This window comes from Chitinophaga eiseniae, assembly GCF_900167135.1.
Classification (GTDB): Bacteria; Bacteroidota; Bacteroidia; order Chitinophagales; family Chitinophagaceae; genus Chitinophaga; species Chitinophaga eiseniae.
Genome location: NZ_FUWZ01000002.1, coordinates 1276130 through 1292898 on the forward strand (window position 1 = coordinate 1276130; position 16769 = coordinate 1292898).

Annotated in this window: 18 protein-coding genes and 1 riboswitch; of the genes, 12 read left to right on the forward strand and 6 right to left on the reverse strand. The window is 50.4% G+C overall.

Annotated features, from left to right (window positions below; genetic code table 11):
- Window positions 1-41: 41 nt before the first annotated feature.
- From B5D63_RS14815 to B5D63_RS14830, 4 genes are all read right to left on the reverse strand, one after another.
- On the reverse strand, window positions 42-1406 hold the full coding sequence (locus B5D63_RS14815) for a TolC family protein (RefSeq protein ID WP_078669556.1): 1365 nt from the start codon (window positions 1404-1406) through the stop codon (window positions 42-44).
- A 10-nt stretch (window positions 1407-1416) separates the two neighbouring features.
- Window positions 1417-2031, reverse strand: coding sequence for a TetR/AcrR family transcriptional regulator (locus B5D63_RS14820; RefSeq protein WP_078669557.1), 615 nt, complete (start codon window positions 2029-2031; stop codon window positions 1417-1419).
- A 12-nt stretch (window positions 2032-2043) separates the two neighbouring features.
- Entirely contained in the window at window positions 2044-2649 is a 606-nt protein-coding gene (locus tag B5D63_RS14825) for a TetR/AcrR family transcriptional regulator (RefSeq protein WP_159456030.1), read from the reverse strand.
- A gap of 556 nt (window positions 2650-3205) precedes the next feature.
- Window positions 3206-4465 carry a pyridoxal phosphate-dependent aminotransferase gene (locus B5D63_RS14830; RefSeq protein WP_078669559.1) on the reverse strand — a complete coding sequence of 420 codons (1260 nt, stop codon included), beginning with the start codon at window positions 4463-4465 and terminating at the stop codon, window positions 3206-3208.
- 387 nt (window positions 4466-4852) lie between these two features.
- On the opposite strand from B5D63_RS14830, the gene dnaN reads away from it, so the two are divergent.
- The 3 genes from dnaN (at window position 4853) to B5D63_RS14845 (ending at window position 7425) form a co-directional block, all read left to right on the forward strand.
- On the forward strand, window positions 4853-5971 hold the full coding sequence (gene dnaN, locus B5D63_RS14835) for a DNA polymerase III subunit beta (protein WP_078669560.1): 1119 nt from the start codon (window positions 4853-4855) through the stop codon (window positions 5969-5971).
- Between the two features lie 321 nt (window positions 5972-6292).
- The gene (locus B5D63_RS14840; RefSeq protein ID WP_078670329.1) at window positions 6293-7135 is read left to right on the forward strand and encodes a sterol desaturase family protein; all 843 of its coding nucleotides are present in this window, start codon (window positions 6293-6295) and stop codon (window positions 7133-7135) included.
- 38 nt (window positions 7136-7173) lie between these two features.
- On the forward strand, window positions 7174-7425 hold the full coding sequence (locus B5D63_RS14845; protein ID WP_143312915.1) for a hypothetical protein: 252 nt from the start codon (window positions 7174-7176) through the stop codon (window positions 7423-7425).
- 8 nt (window positions 7426-7433) lie between these two features.
- Here the strand turns inward: B5D63_RS14845 and B5D63_RS14850 are convergent, their stop codons facing one another.
- Window positions 7434-7913: a lipocalin-like domain-containing protein gene (locus tag B5D63_RS14850; RefSeq protein ID WP_200817007.1), complete on the reverse strand. Its 480-nt coding sequence runs from the start codon at window positions 7911-7913 to the stop codon at window positions 7434-7436.
- Window positions 7914-8060: 147 nt separating this feature from the next.
- Window positions 8061-8164: riboswitch (TPP riboswitch) on the forward strand.
- A 52-nt stretch (window positions 8165-8216) separates the two neighbouring features.
- Between B5D63_RS14850 and thiS the strand changes: the two genes are divergently transcribed.
- The 7 genes from thiS (at window position 8217) to thiH (ending at window position 14216) form a co-directional block, all read left to right on the forward strand.
- Window positions 8217-8420, forward strand: a complete 204-nt coding sequence (thiS, locus tag B5D63_RS14855) for a sulfur carrier protein ThiS (protein ID WP_078669563.1) — start codon at window positions 8217-8219, stop codon at window positions 8418-8420.
- A gap of 85 nt (window positions 8421-8505) precedes the next feature.
- Complete coding sequence (thiC, locus tag B5D63_RS14860; protein ID WP_143312916.1) at window positions 8506-10362, forward strand: phosphomethylpyrimidine synthase ThiC; 1857 nt, start codon at window positions 8506-8508, stop codon at window positions 10360-10362.
- Between the two features lie 12 nt (window positions 10363-10374).
- A complete protein-coding gene (locus B5D63_RS14865; RefSeq protein WP_078669565.1) occupies window positions 10375-10965 on the forward strand; it encodes a thiamine phosphate synthase in 591 nt (196 codons plus the stop codon).
- Entirely contained in the window at window positions 10941-11693 is a 753-nt protein-coding gene (locus tag B5D63_RS14870; protein ID WP_078669566.1) for a hydroxymethylpyrimidine/phosphomethylpyrimidine kinase, read from the forward strand. Before B5D63_RS14865 ends, B5D63_RS14870 begins: the two co-directional genes overlap by 25 nt.
- On the forward strand, window positions 11690-12319 hold the full coding sequence (locus B5D63_RS14875) for a thiamine phosphate synthase (RefSeq protein WP_078669567.1): 630 nt from the start codon (window positions 11690-11692) through the stop codon (window positions 12317-12319). Before B5D63_RS14870 ends, B5D63_RS14875 begins: the two co-directional genes overlap by 4 nt.
- Complete coding sequence (locus tag B5D63_RS14880) at window positions 12319-13095, forward strand: thiazole synthase (protein ID WP_078669568.1); 777 nt, start codon at window positions 12319-12321, stop codon at window positions 13093-13095. Before B5D63_RS14875 ends, B5D63_RS14880 begins: the two co-directional genes overlap by 1 nt.
- A 14-nt stretch (window positions 13096-13109) precedes the next feature.
- Window positions 13110-14216 carry a 2-iminoacetate synthase ThiH gene (gene thiH / locus B5D63_RS14885; RefSeq protein WP_078669569.1) on the forward strand — a complete coding sequence of 369 codons (1107 nt, stop codon included), beginning with the start codon at window positions 13110-13112 and terminating at the stop codon, window positions 14214-14216.
- 428 nt (window positions 14217-14644) lie between these two features.
- Here thiH and B5D63_RS14895 read toward each other — a convergent pair whose 3' ends face one another.
- Window positions 14645-15106 (reverse strand): ferritin-like domain-containing protein, encoded by a 462-nt coding sequence (locus B5D63_RS14895; RefSeq protein WP_078670330.1) that lies wholly within the window; start codon window positions 15104-15106, stop codon window positions 14645-14647.
- 254 nt (window positions 15107-15360) lie between these two features.
- Here B5D63_RS14895 and B5D63_RS34660 point away from each other — a divergent pair, with 254 nt between their 5' ends.
- Together B5D63_RS34660 and B5D63_RS14900 are read left to right on the forward strand one after the other, a co-directional pair.
- On the forward strand, window positions 15361-15513 hold the full coding sequence (locus B5D63_RS34660) for a lmo0937 family membrane protein (RefSeq protein WP_143312917.1): 153 nt from the start codon (window positions 15361-15363) through the stop codon (window positions 15511-15513).
- Window positions 15514-15590: 77 nt separating this feature from the next.
- Complete coding sequence (locus B5D63_RS14900) at window positions 15591-16760, forward strand: esterase-like activity of phytase family protein (RefSeq protein WP_078669571.1); 1170 nt, start codon at window positions 15591-15593, stop codon at window positions 16758-16760.
- The last annotated feature ends 9 nt before the right edge of the window (window positions 16761-16769 follow it).

The following is a 16769-nucleotide window of genomic DNA, read 5'->3' on the forward strand; positions in this document are numbered from 1 at the left end:
ATATCCGCCACAGTTGCGGTCTATCGTTTTGTTCTTTAGTGTTAGTTGTTAGTCAGCAGTTCTTTCAGGCTGCCTTTGCTTTTGATAATGTCCAGTTCAGCCATTTTATATTGAAGCAGTGCTTCGTTGTAGCTGTTCTGCGCATCTGCGAGCGATGTTTCTGCGTTGAGCAGGTCTGTCAGGCTGGCGAGACCAAGTTTGTAGTTATTCTGGGTAGAATAGTACACTTCGTTGGCCAGGTCTACGTTCTCTTTCTGGGTGTGGATGGTAGACAAGTTGGTGCGTACCTGCAGTTTGGCGTTTTCGTAGTCTGCGTTCAGGTTGAGCGCTATCTCCTCTTTCTGTTTGGACAGCTGTCGCAGGGTAACGTTTGCCTGGCTGACTTTAGAGCGGCGGCCGAAACCGTCGAAGATGGGGATGTGCAGCGACAGACCTACGGCGGCGGCGCCATACCAGAAGGTGGAGTTGGCAGGATCGCTTTTAGAGAATGCCCATTGCTGGCTCATACCGTTGTAGGAATAACGGCCGAAGAGCGACAGGGTAGGGTAGTACTCTGCGAGATAGGCTTTCTTCTGGAACTCCTGCAGCTGTTCCTGTTTTTTGATGAGTTTGAATTCTGTTCTGTCTTCCAGGTTCATATCGTCGTATTGCAATACGCCGGCGGCTTTTGTTTCGATCTCTTTGAGCGAGGCGCGCGGGATGGTAAAGCTGGACTGCATCGGCATACCCAACTGGCGTTTCAGGTTGTTGGCCTGGGTAGCTGCGTTGTTGAGCAACTGGGTGCGTTGGGTTTTGTAGTTGGTCAGGTTCACCTTGATACGGTCCAGGTCAATTTTTTTGGCGAGGCCGTTCTCATATTGTGACTGTGTGGCGTTCACCAGCTGGGTCAGCTTTTCAATGTTGCTGTTCACCGTCACGATTTTTTCCTGTAATACCAGTAGCTGGTAGTAAAGACCGGAAACGTTGTAGATCACGTCTTCCGTGGATTTCTGCGTTTGCAGGGTATAATATTCTTCGCCGGCTTTAGCAGCTTTCAGGCCGGTGAACACTGCCTGGTTAAAGATTTGCTGGTTCAGTTCCGCACCTACACTGGCGGTATACTGGGTACCGAAGGTGATGGTCACAGAGCTGTCCGGTTTACCGATCACGGTTCCCGGAAGGAGGGACTGCGCCAGTTTAAGGTTATCTGTGTAGTTAGCGTTACCATTGATTTGGGGAAGGGCTTGTGAGCGTACTTCCTGTGTTTTGAACTTACCCATTTCCTCTTCCATTTTTGTTCTGGAGAGTTGCTGGTTGTTATTCAGTGCAAACTTCAGCGCTTCCTGAAGTGTCAGTGGCGCCTGAGCGTAGGCATGCAATCCCCCTATCCCCAGTAAGAGGATAAGCGTTAACTTTAATCGCTTCATACGTTAATAGTTATTCTTCTTCTTTGATTTGCAGGTACTGGTTTACCAGCTTATGTCCTTTGATAGTGGCAATACCCAGTATAAAATGTGCGGTGACTTGTTCCATCACAGCTGGCATATCGAATGTGTCCGGTGGGTACTGAAGTTGATCGAAGGCCGCGTCCAGCTGCAGCTGCCGCATGCGTGCTATCACATTCAGATCGAGATTGTGCCGGTACAGACCTTCCGTCATTCCTCTTTTCAGGTTTTCCGTAATGCCGTACAGGATACAGTCCCGCTGGAAATTCTCAATATTTTTCCAGGTGTCCGGATGATATTTTTGCAGTTCAAACAACATGACCGGGTTAAGCGATCTGGCCATATTGATCGTGTATTTCATGTTGCGGACCAGTTCATCGATGGCATTTTCCGCGGTGGTGTGTGTTTCCTTAAAAAAGGCGCTGTGCCCGTCCAGCAGCTGTTGCATGCCTTCGTCGATCAGCGATTGTTTATCGGAAAAGTGTTCATACACCGTTTTTTTTGACATACCGCAATCGCGGGCGATGTCAAACATGGTTACTCCTTTCACTCCGTATACACGGAACAGCTTTAACGCTACTTCTTTGATTCTTTCCCTCGCAGCCATGATCTTTTCTCTTTATCCCTTCATCCCTTTAATGAAAAAGTCTACCAACAATTTCTGTTTCTCTATCACCAGTTCAAATGTTTCTTCATCCAGTTCCTCATCGTTGGAAAAGTGGTCCGGTACGGAAAACCGGAGGCCAACAAGTGATTGTACCAGCAAATCCGCCGTTTGTGCCGGGTTATCCACCTTAAATTCACCGGAAGCAACGCCCGCTTTGATCACTTCTGTTGTCAGCCCTATTTCGATCTGTTTGGCCCGTTTCACCCCTTCCTGGAAAACGGAAGGACCATCTTTCTGTATTTTAAAGATCTCCAGCCGGCAGAATTTACTGATGAATCCTTTTTTAACATCGATGATGTTATGCAAAGCTGCTGCGGCAGAGGTAATGTTGGTGGTGACCTTCTCCATTTCTGCGAAATAGGCCTCCGCTATTTTCTCCAGCACTGCTAAGTGCATGGCTTTTTTATCCGGAAAATAATAATACAGGGACGCCTTGGAACAATGAAGATCATCAGCGATCTCATTCATCGTGGTCTTACCTGCGCCATAATGAGTAAAACGCTTCAGAGCCGCCTCAAGGATCTTATCCCTCATTTCGTCTTTGTTCTCTGTATGCATTAACTTTTTGACTTTTTTAGTTTCAAGGTCAAAATTAGGAAGTTTTTTCAATATAGTAGTGGCTGTTGACGTTTTAACAGGCATTTAACTTTTTGATGACAAAAGTCAAAAAGTCAACTTTGGCGGACAGGATTTTAACTGATGCACCTGATTCGGAGAGATGCGAGCGGAGAGAGGAGCTGTTTGCCAGCAGGCATCTGAAGGGATTTGAGGGCGTTTTAAAAAAGTCAAACTTATCATGTTTCAATGAATAGCCCCCGGCGATGACCGCCTGTTACCAGGCACTTATTCACAAGCTGTTTTTTTGCCCTTCGGGCGATGATCAGGTTTTGCCCCGACTATTACCGTACATGAAAACCCTGCGGTCTATTTAAGTTTTCCAGGCCAACACCTGTTATAATCAATCTTATTGCTGAAAAACAGGCTGAAACACACGGCAGTCCGGGGCTTTAGCCCCGAAAAAAAAGGGGGCCGGCCATTCCGGCCAGCCCCTTTAAGCTTATAAACAAAATAATTAAATGATAAAATAATCAAATAACCAAATAACCAAATGCTACTATTTCAGTTTTTCCAGTGCTGCTTTCAGTTTTTCAAACATCTCAGGGATTTCCTGTTTCACGCAGGTACCTACGCTGAGGCGGTACCATGGTGAGTTTTTAGCGGCGCCGAAGGCGTAGAAAGGCACCAGTGCCAGTTTCGCTTCGTTGAGGATGTAAGAGGTAACAGCTGCCTGGTCTTGCAGCACGGTGCCGTCGGCTGCCGTTTTGCCAGCGAGGTCCAGTTTAACGGTGAGGTAGATGGCCGCCTGCGGGGCGATGGCTTCTACCGGGTGACCGGCTTTTTTCAGGGCGTCGAAGCCTTCGTAGATTTTCACCAGTCGCTCTTCGATCTCTCCTTTGAAATGCTGGAGGTATTTATCCACATTCTCTTTCTGTACGAGGTAGCGGGCAGCTGCCTTTTGCTCTGCCATCGGGCTCCAGGCGCCAACGTGGGAGAGGATGGCTTTCATTTTGCCGATCACGTGGGCAGGACCAAGGGCCCAGCCAACTCTCACACCGGTAGCTGCAAAAGCCTTACTCATACCGTCGATGAAGATGGTGTATTCTTTCAGTTCAGGACGCAGCTGAACAGGGTTGTAGTGATGTGTTTCGCCGAAGGTAAGCACCCAGTACATCTGGTCAAACATGATATAGAGCGGCTTTTCGTTGGCACCCCTGCTTTTGTTTTCGGCGATTACCAGGTCGCAGATCTCTTCCAGCTGTTGCTTATGAAAGGCGGTACCGGTAGGGTTCTGCGGAGAGCACAGCGCCAGGAGGGTAGCCCCTTTCAGCAGCGGCTTCAGTTCAGCAGCAGTCGGCATAAAGTCGTTTTCCGCCTTGGTTTCCAGTACCACGTGTTCCGCTTCGAGGAAGTGGGTATAGTGGTTGTTGTTCCAGGAAGGAGTAGCATAGACTATTTTCTCGCCCCGGTCAACGATCGTGCGGAAAGTAGCATAGATAATGGGGCGGCCGCCGCAGGAGATCACGATTTCTTTGGCCGGATCGTAAGTCAGTCCCTCACGCTCTGCTATAAAATCACCTACCGCTTTTCTCAGCTCAGCGATACCGTCAGCCGGCGGATAGTTGGTCAGGTGTTCCTTATAGGCAGTTATGATTTCCTGTTCAAATTCAACCGGGATAGGGAACACCTTCGGGTCAAAATCGCCGATGGTGAAGTTGTAGATCTTCTCGCCCTTGGCCTGTTTCTCCTTGACTTCAGCTGCTAACTTGATGATTTCTGATCCAATCAATGTTTCGGCTAAATGAGACAGTTTCATAACCTGCTATTTTTTGTTGGTTTTAGAATATTTTTTCAGCGCGGCAAAAGTAACCGATTTGAAGACAATTTAAAAGAAAAGCAGTATTCTTTTTACAATCGTTAATAATAGTGCCAAATTATTATTTTCTGTCTAAGCAAACTGCCGTAATCCTGCTTTTTGTATAGTATTATGTTATTTTTAAATGTGATTTTCTTTCGCTTCAGCCTGTGTAAAACCGCTTATATTTAGTGTATAAGATGTGATCAATTTAAGGGGAATAACAAAACTTTCTATCTTTGTTTACAGTACATTTACACCTTTTATCAGGGATGTGCCATGTAAACGGACAGACAGGAGGGCATCACTCCCCGGCAACTAAGAATGACAAGCAAACTAATATAGACCATGAAATTTATTGTTTCTTCCTCTACTTTATTAAAACAATTACAACAGATCAGCGGTGTTATCAATTCCAATACAGTATTACCGATACTGGAGGATTTCCTGTTCCTGATTGATAAAAATGAGCTGACCGTAGTTGCAACTGATCTCGAAACCGTTATGCGGGTGAAGCTGGAGGTGGAAGCCAAAGAAAACGGACGGATCTGTATCCCGGCTAAAATTCTGATGGACTCCCTGAAAAATTTGCCCGACCAACCGCTGACTTTCCACATTGACCTGAACTCCTACGCGGTAGAAATCACTTCGGACAATGGTAAGTACAAGGTGATGGGAGAAAATCCGGAAAACTTCCCCAAAGAACCCGCTGCTGACGACACTACGTCCTTCACCATGAGCTCTACGGCGCTGGTGACAGCCATCAACAAAACGCTCTTTGCCGTTAGCAACGACGATCTCCGCCCGGCCATGACCGGCGTGTTCTTCGAACTCGGCACGGAAAGCCTCACCTTTGTGGCTACAGATGCCCACCGGCTGGTGAAGTATGTAAGAACAGACGCGAAATGTCCGCAGGCTGATACGTTCATCGTGCCTAAAAAACCGCTGAACCTGCTGAAATCCGCCCTGCCGGACAACGAGTCTGAAATCAAAGTGTCCTACAGCCAAAACCACTTTTTCGTGCAGCATGAAGGCGCCCAGATGATCTGCCGCCTCATCGATGCCCGTTTCCCTGACTATAAGGTGGTAATCCCTAAGGACAACCCTTACCGTCTCACGGTGGTAAAAAGCGATTTCCAGAACGCCCTGAAACGTGTAGGCGTATTCGCCAACAAAAGCACCAACCAGGTAGCACTCAATATCACCGGCAGCGAACTGCAGCTCTCCGCACAGGACGTTGATTTCTCCTTTGAAGGCAACGAACGTATGAGCTGCCAGTATACCGGCGACGATATGCAGATCGCGTTTAACGCTAAATTCCTCATCGAAATGCTGAACGCCGCCGAAGGGGATGAAGTCACCATCGAACTGGCCACCGCCACCAAAGCCGGTATCCTCAAACCTTCCGAAAAAGAGGAAAATGAAGACCTGCTCATGCTGGTGATGCCACTCATGCTGAACAACTAATACCCGCTAAAGCGAACGGCTATATTAAATTACACGCCGATGCTTATAGCTAAAAGTTTATATATAAAGCAATCTCTACCAAAGAGGTTGCTTTTTTCTTTGCCTGTGGCGGAAAAGAGCGCTTATTTATTCCCCAAAAAGTCGTAATTTTTGGCCGGAGTAACTGGAAAAAACAGCTTATAGGACAGTAGAAATCGTTTTCCGATTTAAATTGATTACTCCCCGATATCCACCCGTTTGACATTGTTGGCCTGGCCGGAAAACCTCGACATTTCAGAAAGCAGAGATCATACATTCCCGGATATATCTTATTGCCAGCCTATGGTAACATTTTTTGAAAATATTCCGTCATATTACCGCACCGCTATCCTGGTAGGCGGCCTGTTATTGCTGTGGATCATCGAAGGTTTCTTCCCCCGCTTCACCTTCCGTGGCAACAAATACCGGCACGCCGGCACCAACCTGTTTTTCACCCTCACCACCGTGATCGTGAACACCGGTTTCGCCTTCCTGATCGTGAAAGCTTCGCAATGGACCAGCAATACCCGTTTCGGGCTCCTGTACTGGCTGCATGTCCCGCTTTGGCTACATACCCTGCTGGCCATCCTGATGCTGGACCTGATCGGCGCTTACCTCATCCACCTGGTGCAACACAAAACCGCCTGGATGTGGCACTTCCATAAAATACACCACATCGATACGCAGATCGACGCCACCACCGCGCTACGCCACCATCCGGTGGAAAGCCTGTTCCGCGTAGGAGCGCTTCTGATCGCCATCCTTACCATGGGCGTTCCTTTCTGGATGGTGATGTTCTACCAGTCGCTCTCTGCGCTCATGTCGCAGTTTAATCATGCCAACATCCGGTTGCCTAAATGGCTTGACAACAGCCTTAGCTGGATCATCGTTTCGCCCGACATGCACAAGGTGCACCACAGCCATTACCAGCCGGAAACGGATTCCAATTATGCCAACATTTTCTCTATCTGGGACCGGATTTTCGGCACATTTACCTTTATCCCTGATACCACCTCCATCCGGTACGGGCTGGACGAATACCAGGACAACCGCTACCAGGAAGTAGGCCCTTTATTGAAAGTACCATGGGAACAAACCGCTGCAGCAAAAAATGATAAGATCAGTGGAGTGGGCAGTAACCTGTAGACTGTATTGATTTACCTGTTTCTTTAAATCCGAAATATATGCAACACTCAACAACACTCACAAAAACGGCCTGCATCGCAGCATTGGTAATCGGCGTTCTCTCAGCAGCACTGGCTTTTGCCACCAAAACACCGGCCTATGCTGTTACCGCAGGCGCTGTCGCAGGCCTGATCGGCCTCGTATCCCTGTATATCGGCAGAAAAAACATTGATGATATGCAACTTGCAGCAGCCGGCATCTTCATGGCTGTAGTAGCCTGCCTGGTAGGACTGTGGCAGATGTATAACTAAGGAGATGATTAGTGGCTCCGGCGATACCGGTCTGTATACCCTTCCGCTGCCTTCAATGGAAACAGTACCAGTGATGTGTCGGACAGCTCCCTGATAATGGTGGTGTCCACGACAGCGGAGGTATCTTTTACACCCTCCGAATGGCTCCATAAAAACAGCGTGTCATTGTTCAACGTCCATTTTTCATATACCAGCGTATACATGTTAATAGACCGTGCCGTTCCGTTCTTCCGCAGCTGAAACCCCTGCATCTCCTTATCCAGTCCCGCTACGGGCTGTATCCATTTCCCTATGAGCTTAGCTGTGTCCACCCGCAGCGTATCAGTTACAGCAGCGATGCTGTCGGTAACGCCGGCATTGCTGCTGTCTGTAACCGCCAGCAGACTACTGTCATGCTGCGCCGCTTCCTCCTGCACAGGCGCCTTCTTCGGCTTACACGCTGCCAATAACAATAATACGCACAGCAATAATGACGATAACTGTTTCATTAACATGAACCTAAATTACGAATTACCAGTATATGCGCCGGATATTTTTTGCCGCATACAGCTGCAACAGCCCCTTCCCCAGGCAAACAGCATTCAACTGCCCATAAAATTATCACGATGCAATTATTATTTTTTTCCTACTTTTACCCCTCACTTTAGGGGTGTTTATCCCGTACACGGGATAAGCTGAGATGATACCCTCAGTACCTGAAGCAGCTCATACTGCCGTAGGGAAAAGTAACTGAACTTTCTCATCTTCCACACATCCTTAAAGTTTATTGTTTCACTTAAATTCCAACACGCATGGAAGTGCTTGTAAACAATAAACTTTATGCGGTGCAGCAAGGAACGACTATTGCTGCGCTCTTACAGTTTATTCAACTCTCCGCCCAAAAAGGGATTGCCGTCGCGGTCAACAACCAGGTCGTTCCCAGGAACAGCTGGAATGACCAATCCCTGCAACCCTCAGACAACATAACGATTATCCGCGCCACACAGGGAGGATAATTCACCCGCATTGTCTATTCGTTTAGCCTTTATCGTTATATAGCTATAACGAAACGGTATTCTCATGTCCACAAAATCCTTTCTCATGCAAAAACAACCAGTGGCCATCAGCCGCACACCCTTTCCCGCCTCAGAAAAAATATATGTCAGCGGGACGCTTCATCCTGTAAAAGTCGCCATGCGTAAAATAACGCTCACGGATACACGTATTCATGGCCGCAAAGGCGATGCCGTTCCGAATGAACCGGTCGTTGTATACGACACCAGCGGCCCGTACACCGACCCGTCTGTTGACATCGACGTTACCCGCGGCCTGCCCAGACTGCGCGAAAGCTGGATCACCGGCAGGGGAGACGTAGAACAGCTGTCACAATACACCAGCCCCTACGTTCGCCAGCTCCAGCAGAAAGGCGATAACATGCCCGGCATGAGCATCACCGCCCGGCCACTGCGCGCGCTGCCCGGCAAAAATGTTACCCAGCTGTATTACGCGCAGCAAGGCATCATTACCCCGGAAATGGAATACATCGCCATCCGCGAAAATCAATACGCCGAAAAATATTACCAGGAAAACAGCCCCCTCTGGCATCAGCATCCCGGCAACAGTATGGGCGCCAATATCCCGAAAAAACATATCACCCCGGAATTCGTCAGACAGGAAATAGCCGCCGGACGCGCAATCATCCCCGCCAATATCAATCACCCGGAAAGCGAACCCATGATCATTGGCCGCAACTTCCTCGTAAAAATCAATGCCAACATCGGTAACTCCGCCATTACCTCCAGCATCGAAGAAGAAGTGGAAAAAGCCGTATGGTCCTGCCGCTGGGGCGCAGACACCATCATGGACCTCAGCACCGGCAAAAATATCCACGAAACAAGAGAATGGATCATCCGTAACGCACCCGTGCCCATCGGTACCGTGCCCATCTACCAGGCACTCGAAAAAGTAAACGGCAAAGCGGAAGACCTCACCTGGGAAATATTCCGGGACACCCTGATCGAACAGGCAGAACAAGGTGTAGACTACTTCACCATCCACGCAGGCGTACTGTTGCGCTATATACCGCTCACGGCTAAACGTACCACCGGCATCGTATCCCGCGGCGGCTCCATCATGGCCAAATGGTGCCTCGCTCACCACAAGGAAAACTTCCTCTACACCCATTTCGAAGATATCTGCGAGATCATGAAGGCCTACGACGTGTCCTTCTCCCTCGGCGACGGTCTCCGCCCCGGCAGCATCGCCGACGCCAACGACGCCGCACAGTTCGCAGAACTGGAAACACTGGGCGAACTCACCAAAATAGCCTGGAAACATCATATACAGGTGATGATAGAAGGCCCCGGCCACGTACCCATGCACCTCATCAAAGAAAACATGGACAAACAGCTGGAACACTGCCACGAAGCACCTTTCTACACCCTCGGCCCCCTCACTACCGACATCGCGCCAGGTTACGATCACATCACCTCCGGCATCGGTGCGGCGATGATCGGCTGGTTCGGCACCGCCATGCTCTGCTACGTTACACCGAAAGAACACCTCGGCCTGCCCAACAAAGAAGATGTACGCCAGGGCGTTATCACCTATAAAATCGCAGCACATGCCGCCGACCTGGCCAAAGGCCATCCGGGCGCACAACACCGCGACAACGCCCTCAGCAAGGCCCGCTTTGAATTCCGCTGGGAAGACCAGTTCAATCTCTCCCTCGATCCGGAAACGGCACGCTCCTATCACGACGAAACACTGCCGGCGGAAGGCGCTAAAATCGCCCACTTCTGCTCCATGTGCGGACCCAATTTCTGCTCCATGAAAATCACGCAGGAGGTACGCGACTTCGCCGCCCGGGAAGGACTGGACGAAGCCGCCGTGCTGGAAGCAGGCATGCAGGACAAAGCCCGTTCCTTCGCTGAACAGGGAGGCGAAATCTACCAATAAAAACAACTGCCGATGCTCTGGATCGTCACCTCACCTGAACGTATACACGAAGAAGCGAAGATAGTCACCGACCTGCTGCAGGCAGGCGCCAGCCATATCCTGCTGCGCAAACCCTCCTGGCAAACGGCCGACTATCTCGCCTTCCTCGACAATACAGACCCTGAATGGCTTCCGCGTTTCATCGTCCGCGACCAACCGGCAATAAACAGCCGGTTTCCGGTAGGAGGACTGCATCTTAGCGCCAACGCCCGCTGCAGTATCGACAACCGTGACCTGCAACACTTTCCGCTCTGCAGCACCGGCATACATGATACGGCGGCCATCGCCACGATACCGCCGCAATTCTCAGTACTGCTGCTCAGCCCCGTTTTCAACAGCATCTCCAAAGCCGGCTATCAGGGCCGCTTTGCACAACCGCTGCCCGGCAAACAAGGAAAACAGGTACTGGCGCTGGGAGGCGTGAACGCATCCAACATCCACCGGCTGAAAGCCTGGCATTTCGATGGCGCCGCCTTGTTAGGCGCCATCTGGCAACAACCAGACAAAGCAGTAACCACTTATCAGCGCATACAACAACGATGGAACAGCAACGACCAGTCGTGATGAGCTTCGCAGGCCTCGACCCCAGCGGGGGAGCAGGCCTGCTGGCAGACATCAAAACGTTTGAACAACACCGCGTATATGGCCTCGGCGTATGCACTGCCCTCACCATACAAACAGCCAGCGACTTCATCTCGGTGGACTGGCTGTCGTTGCCGCGCATCCTGGCGCAGGCCCAACCACTGCTGGCCACCGAAACAGTGCGCTACTGCAAAATAGGCATCATGGCAGATGTACAGTCCCTGCTGGAACTGGTACGTACTATCAAATGCCTGTCACCCGGTATCCGCATCATCCTTGACCCGGTGCTGAAAGCCTCCGCAGGACATGCTTTTCACAACAGCATCCCCCGGCAGGCATGGCAGGAGCTGCTGCCCGAGCTGTACCTCATTACGCCTAACTATCAAGAAGCCACGCTGCTGGCAGGCACCGACGATGGCGATGTGGCGGCCGAGCAACTCTCCGCACACTGCGCTGTATTGCTCAAAGGCGGCCACCATCAGGCCCGCCCTGGCGAAGACACCCTGTATACCGCCAACGGTACACAACGGTTTCCTCCCGGACAAAAACAGGTCTATCCCAAACATGGGTCAGGCTGCGTGCTGTCTGCCGCCATTACGGCCAATCTTGCCCTTAACCGCTCGCTGCCCGATGCCTGTGCCAACGCAAAAGCATATACGGAAAACCTGTTGGCCAGTCACCATTCATTAACCGGATATCATCACATATGATCAACAAACTGCATTATATCTCCCAGCAAACAGCACAGCGCAGCCACCTCGATAATATCCAGGCGGCCTGCGAAGCCGGCTGCCAGCTGATACAGCTGCGTATTAAAAACGAAATGCACGAAAATATACTACCCGTAGCTACCGCCGCCAAAGCCCTCTGCGACCGCTACAACGCGTTGCTGATCATCAACGATTATCCGCATATCGCGGCAGCCGTTGACGCCGCAGGCGTGCACGTAGGCCTGCAGGACATGACCGTGGCCGAAGCCAGGGCCATCGTGGGGCGACAGAAAATAGTCGGCGGCACCGCCAACACCCTCGCCGATATACTGACGCACGTTCGAAACGGCGCCAGCTACGTAGGGCTCGGACCATTCCGCTTCACCACCACCAAACAAAACCTGAGCCCTGTCCTGGGCCTCGAAGGGTACAGGACGATCATGACAGCGCTGCGCGAACAGCAGGTCCATACACCGGTAGTAGCCATCGGCGGCATCCTGGAAACAGATATTCCCGCCATTATCCAGACGGGTATTCACGGTATCGCTGTAAGCGGACTGATTACACAGTCCGCCGGACAGCAGCCGCTGGTACAACATATTTATGAACTCTTAAACAAGCAGTGATGACACAACCATTAACCATCGCGGGCCGGACATTCAGTTCCCGCCTGTTTACCGGCACCGGTAAATTCGCCTCCGCCGCACTGATGGAGGAAGCGCTGCTCGCCTCCGGCAGTGAACTGGTGACCGTGGCTTTGAAAAGGGTAGACCTGCAACATCAGGCCGACGACCTGCTGCGGCATCTCCACCACCCGCATATACAACTGCTGCCCAACACCTCCGGCGTACGTACCGCCAAAGAAGCCGTTTACGCCGCCCAGCTGGCACGGGAAGCACTCGACACCAACTGGATCAAACTGGAAATACATCCCGATCCCCGCTACCTCATGCCCGATCCGGTAGAAACGCTGCTGGCGGCCACCGAACTGGTGAAGCTGGGATTTGTAGTACTACCTTATATACATGCAGACCCGGTATTGTGCAAACGCCTGGAAGACGCCGGCGTAGCAGCCGTGATGCCCCTCGGCTCGCCCATCGGCAGCAATAAAGGCCTCCGCACCGCCGACTTCCTCGACATTATCATCGCACAAAGCAATGTGCCCGTAGTGGTAGACGCAGGCATCGGCGCCCCCTCCCACGCAGCACAAGCCATGGAAATGGGAGCCGACGCCGTCCTCGTCAATACCGCGCTGGCTGTCGCCAAAGACCCGGTGACAATGGCCGCCGCCTTCAAAGCCGGCGTAGCAGCCGGCCGCATGGCCTATGAAGCAGGACTGGCGCCCACCAGCGCACAGGCCATCGCCTCCAGCCCACTGGTGGCATTTTTGGACGAAGCTTAATCAAAACAGCGATCATGTTTAAAGAAATTTTTGAGCAATATCAATGGGATGATGTAAAAGCAAACATCTACTCCAAAACAGCGGCAGACGTGGAACAGGCACTGCATAACCAGCGCCGTACCCTCGACGATTTTGCCGCACTCATCTCTCCCGCCGCGGCGCCTTACTTACAGCCCATGGCGGAAATGAGCCACCAAAGGACACTGCAGCGTTTCGGCAACACCATGCAGTTATACATTCCCCTGTATCTCTCCAATGAATGCCAGAATATCTGCACCTACTGCGGGTTCAGCCTTGATAATAAAATCCGGCGCAAAACACTCAGCGCCGCAGAGATACTCCAGGAGACCGCCGTTATCAAAGAAATGGGCTACGACAACGTGCTGCTCGTTACCGGTGAAGCCCATCAACTGGTAGGACTGGAGTATTTCAAAAAAACACTGCAACTGCTGCGACCACATTTTTCCCATATCTCCATGGAAGTGCAACCGATGGACGAGGCGGATTACGCCACCCTTATTCCCCTGGGACTACACGCTGTACTCGTATATCAGGAAACCTACCATCAGGAAGATTACAAAAAACATCATCCCAAAGGAAGAAAGTCATCCTTCCAATACCGGCTGGAAACGCCCGACAGGCTGGGCCGCGCAGGAATTCATAAAATGGGGCTCGGGGTATTGATAGGCCTGGAAGACTGGCGGACAGACAGTTTTTTTACCGCACTTCACCTACAGTATCTCGAAAAAAAATACTGGCAAACGCGGTACAGCATCTCTTTTCCACGCCTGCGGCCATTCTCCGGCGGACTCCAGCCTAAAGTAGAGATGAATGACCGGGAGCTGGTACAGCTGATCTGTGCCTACCGTCTCTTCAACCAGGAAGTAGAGCTAAGTATTTCTACACGGGAACAGGAATCGTTCAGAGATCATATCATCCGGCTGGGCATCACCAGCATGAGCGCCGGATCGCGTACCAACCCCGGCGGTTACGCCGCCGACCAGCAATCGCTGGAACAGTTCGAAATATCCGACGAACGCAGCGCTGCCGCTATTGCTGACATGCTGAAAAAAAGCGGATACGAACCGGTATGGAAAGACTGGGACCAGGTGCTGGGCTAAATAAAAGAAGGTGGCGCTAACGGCCACCTTTGTTGTTTTTCATAGCTGGTTAAAAAGCAATATTACAAGGGGTAATAAACTTCTCTCAATCAGTTTTAAAGATAACATGCACACTGGTATAAAAAAGCAGTGAACTAAAAATGAACAAAATGAACAGATTCCGGGAATGGTGAACAAAATCACCGGCTTTGGACCCGTATAACCATGTACCTTATCCTAAAAACCTGTACACCTACAGGCATAAAAAAAGGCTGCTTCTTTGGAGAAGCAGCCTTGTACCGAAAAATCCCGTAGTTGCCATATTACTTATAAAAATAAGTATGATTGGAATACCGCTATCCAAAAATAAAAAGCTATTCCTGAACAACCGTATTTAGCTTTAGTTTGAACAAAATGAACAATGATCGTTTTCCTGCACGGAGAAAAGTCTAATACACGATCCGTTGTACGTCTCTGTACGTCTTGATGATGTCATGATCATTCCGTAGCGCCTTTTGCTGATTAGCGATCAGTTCCCTGATGCGGTATGACATAGGCGTATCTGATCGGAGAGCGGAGCTGTAAGCACGTTGCGCCGCGTCTTCCCCGTATTCACAAAAAGAAAGAATAGCGTGCCGGTCATGTCCGGTAAAAACAGTCTTTATGTCCATCCAGGTACGATATAGTTTGCCGGCCGCCGTTGTGCCGAAATGCCGCTGCTCACCCAGTGCTACTAATTCGTCGTACAACTGGGAAGCATACCGGCGGCCGTCATCGATCATACGTTGAAACAGTGCCTTCAGATCCACATCATCCGTCGCTTCTATTGACTGCTCGTATCCCTCCACTCTGTCGTTATTGATCCTGACGAGGTCGCTGAGTACGTCGGCGAGTAATTCCTGTTGTTGCATATTCCGGTAAATTTTAGGATTAAAGAATAGTATCTGTAAACAGAGAACCAAAAATGCGACCATTTCGCACAGCCTTTATTACCAGCCAGTTCAGCTACAGGTCATTATTGCATCCGTCCTTTTTTTTCTTCGTATGGTGGAAGCGATTCCACACCTTTCCGGCCTTCTTTTTTCCCGCTATATATTGTATATAAAGGGCTTATCAGCATTGGCATATATTTTTTAGGAGTATAGGGGAACCAAATCCTTAAAACATGAATAACCTGTTATATCTCATCGCCGTCATACTGATCATTGGATGGGTTCTTGGATTTTTTGTGTATTCTGCCGGCGCATTGATTCACGCCTTACTGGTACTTGCCATTATTGCCATCTTAATCAACATTATTAGAGGCAGAGCTGTCTAGTGCAATTAAACAATTACGAATTACGGGCGAAGTATTTACACTTCGTCCTTAATTAGTAATTGTCTTAAATTGCCGCCATGAAAATATCCCGGTTTTTGCCTGTCTTCATGATCATGGCGTTTTTCGCCGGCTGCATCAGCACGCGTCCCGCCACTCATTCCGTTACCGCACACTTCGGAAAGCTCCGCTTTATCGGAGTGCAAACCATCCCGCACAATATGCCTTTCGTGGGCGCCGTCACAGGCGGCCTTTCCGGTATAGACTACGATGCCTCGCGGCAACAGTATTATATGATCTGTGACGACCGCTCTGAACTGGCGCCAGCCCGCTTCTATACCGCTAAACTTTATTTTTCCGGTCAATCGTTCGATAGCGTTCGCTTCACCGGGATGACCACACTGTTGCAACAAAACGGCCATCCATATCCCGGCGCAAAAGCAAACGCTGCCCTCACACCCGATCCGGAAGCGCTGCGCTACAACGCTAAAAAAGACCGTTTCGTATGGAGCAGCGAAGGAGAGCGGATCGTAAACAGCAAAGACACCATCCTCACCCATCCCGGCGTATATGAAATTTCGCGCGACGGCCGTTATCTTGATTCTTTCTCCTTGCCGGCGCAGTTCCGTATGCAGGCCACAGACAATGGTCCCCGCCGCAACGGCGCTTTCGAAGGCCTGGGCTTCACCCCTGGCTACCGCTACACTTTCGTGAGCCTGGAAGAACCCCGCTATGAAGACGGTCCCCGCGCAGATGTAGGGGATACCACCGCCCTTACCCGGTTGATTAAATTTGATAACAAAACAATGCAGCCTGTTGCCCAATATGCCTACCGCCTGGAACCGGTGGCCCATCCGACCGTTCCCGCCAATGCCTTTAAAGTAAATGGCATCTCTGATATCCTGGTATTGTCTGATGACCGGCTGCTGTCGATAGAACGTTCCTTCTCCTCCGGCGTAAAAGACTGTACCATCAAAGTGTTCCTGACAGACCTCCGCGGCGCCACCGATATCAGCAGGGTGAATTCTCTGAAGACGGCCACCGGTGTGAAGACCGTTACCAAATCTTTACTTTTTGATTTTGCTTCCCTGGGGCAATACATTGATAACATTGAAGGGGTAACTTTCGGGCCCGTATTACCCAATGGCCATCAAAGCCTGGTGTTTGTGGCAGATAACAATTTCTCCGCTGCAGAGGAAAGCCAGTTCTTTGTCTTTGAGGTGGTTCCCTCTCCTGCAGGCATTAACTAAATGCCGGGC

Coding starts and splice junctions, on each gene's coding strand:
- B5D63_RS14815 (WP_078669556.1), bottom strand. CDS start 1,406: ATGAAGCGATTAAAGTTAACGCTTATCCTCTTACTGGGGATAGGGGGA.
- B5D63_RS14820 (WP_078669557.1), bottom strand. CDS start 2,031: ATGGCTGCGAGGGAAAGAATCAAAGAAGTAGCGTTAAAGCTGTTCCGT.
- B5D63_RS14825 (WP_159456030.1), bottom strand. CDS start 2,649: ATGCATACAGAGAACAAAGACGAAATGAGGGATAAGATCCTTGAGGCG.
- B5D63_RS14830 (WP_078669559.1), bottom strand. CDS start 4,465: ATGAAACTGTCTCATTTAGCCGAAACATTGATTGGATCAGAAATCATC.
- dnaN (WP_078669560.1), top strand. CDS start 4,853: ATGAAATTTATTGTTTCTTCCTCTACTTTATTAAAACAATTACAACAG.
- B5D63_RS14840 (WP_078670329.1), top strand. CDS start 6,293: ATGGTAACATTTTTTGAAAATATTCCGTCATATTACCGCACCGCTATC.
- B5D63_RS14845 (WP_143312915.1), top strand. CDS start 7,174: ATGCAACACTCAACAACACTCACAAAAACGGCCTGCATCGCAGCATTG.
- B5D63_RS14850 (WP_200817007.1), bottom strand. CDS start 7,913: ATGAAACAGTTATCGTCATTATTGCTGTGCGTATTATTGTTATTGGCA.
- thiS (WP_078669563.1), top strand. CDS start 8,217: ATGGAAGTGCTTGTAAACAATAAACTTTATGCGGTGCAGCAAGGAACG.
- thiC (WP_143312916.1), top strand. CDS start 8,506: ATGCAAAAACAACCAGTGGCCATCAGCCGCACACCCTTTCCCGCCTCA.
- B5D63_RS14865 (WP_078669565.1), top strand. CDS start 10,375: ATGCTCTGGATCGTCACCTCACCTGAACGTATACACGAAGAAGCGAAG.
- B5D63_RS14870 (WP_078669566.1), top strand. CDS start 10,941: ATGGAACAGCAACGACCAGTCGTGATGAGCTTCGCAGGCCTCGACCCC.
- B5D63_RS14875 (WP_078669567.1), top strand. CDS start 11,690: ATGATCAACAAACTGCATTATATCTCCCAGCAAACAGCACAGCGCAGC.
- B5D63_RS14880 (WP_078669568.1), top strand. CDS start 12,319: ATGACACAACCATTAACCATCGCGGGCCGGACATTCAGTTCCCGCCTG.
- thiH (WP_078669569.1), top strand. CDS start 13,110: ATGTTTAAAGAAATTTTTGAGCAATATCAATGGGATGATGTAAAAGCA.
- B5D63_RS14895 (WP_078670330.1), bottom strand. CDS start 15,106: ATGCAACAACAGGAATTACTCGCCGACGTACTCAGCGACCTCGTCAGG.
- B5D63_RS34660 (WP_143312917.1), top strand. CDS start 15,361: ATGAATAACCTGTTATATCTCATCGCCGTCATACTGATCATTGGATGG.
- B5D63_RS14900 (WP_078669571.1), top strand. CDS start 15,591: ATGAAAATATCCCGGTTTTTGCCTGTCTTCATGATCATGGCGTTTTTC.